The 1,158-nt window shown below is 70.6% G+C and carries 2 protein-coding genes; both read left to right on the top strand.

Going from position 1 to position 1,158, the window contains the following annotated elements:
- The coding region (locus tag ACWDTP_RS38585; protein WP_450028468.1) for a hypothetical protein at positions 1–818 on the top strand (818 nt) is incomplete at its 5' end.
- Position 819: 1 nt separating this feature from the next.
- Positions 820–1,158, top strand: a 339-nt coding sequence (locus ACWDTP_RS38580; RefSeq protein ID WP_450028467.1) for a poly-gamma-glutamate hydrolase family protein, incomplete at its 3' end; no start/stop codon positions are given.

Raw genomic sequence — 1,158 nt, 5'->3', positions numbered from 1 at the left:
AGGACTCGGCGCTCACCCTGTCGTACGCGGGCCATCAGCTCAGCGATGTGCCGACGCCGGTGGACGACGACCAGCTCACCCGGAACCGCGCCACCGTCACGCTCCCGACCGGAGAGACCGCGGTGCAGTCGCTCGACGCCGGACCGATGTCCACGCAGGACCCGCCGGCGGGTATCGGCGTATACGGCCAGGACCCCGTCACGCTCAACCTCAAGGACTCCAGCACGCTGCCGGATCAGGCGGCGTGGCGGCTGCACCTGGGCACGGTGGACGAGGCCCGGTACCCGCAGATCAGTGTGAACCTCGCGCACTCCACGTTCACCAGCAACCCGGCGCTGCGGGCCGCTGTGCTCGCGCTTCGGCAGGGCGACCGGCTGGTCATCACGGACCCGCCGCCGTGGCTGCCGCCAGAGGGCATCAGCCAGATCGTGCTCGGCGTCAGCGAGACGATCGACCACTTCGAGCACCGGTTGACCTTCAACTGCGCCCCGGAGTCGCCGTACCGCGTCGGGGTTCTCGACGACGTCGTCCTCGGCCGCCTCGACACCGGCGGCTCGGTTCTGTGGGCTCCGGCCGGGGCGGCGGACACGGTGATCGACGTGCTGACGACGTCCGGCCCGCTGTGGACCACGGACGCCACGAACATGCCGTTCGACATCCGGGTGGGTGGCGAGGTCATGACGGTGACCGCCGTCACCGGCGTGATCTCGGACGGGTTCAACCGCACGGTGAGCGGCGGCTGGGGCTCGTCGGATACCGGGGATGCGTGGACCACGTCGGGTGGCTCCGCGTCGGACTACAGCGTCGTGGGGGTGTGACATGGCTGACCTGTACGCGTCGTATACCGCGCTCGCTGCGGCCCAGGTGGAGGGCGTGGACTACGAGCGCCGCAGCGTGCCGGTGACCGGCAGCCGGTGGTGTTCGATCGCGATCCACGGCGGCGGCATCGAGCCCGGCTCCGGCGAGGCGGCGCGGGCCGTCGGCGCCGGGCTGATGTCGCACTACGAGTTCGCCGGGATCAAGGCGGCGAACAACTCCGACCTGCACGTGACCAGCACGAACTTCGACGAGCCGACGTGCCAGTCCCTCGTGACTGGCTCGCTGCGCTGCCTGTCGTTTCACGGCTACGCCGGGGTCACCGGGCTGGCTGAGACGTCC

It is taken from the genome of Mycobacterium sp. NPDC003449, from assembly GCF_053588415.1.
The sequence above is the reverse complement of the archived record's forward strand: the minus strand, read 5'-3'. Positions and strand labels throughout refer to the sequence as shown.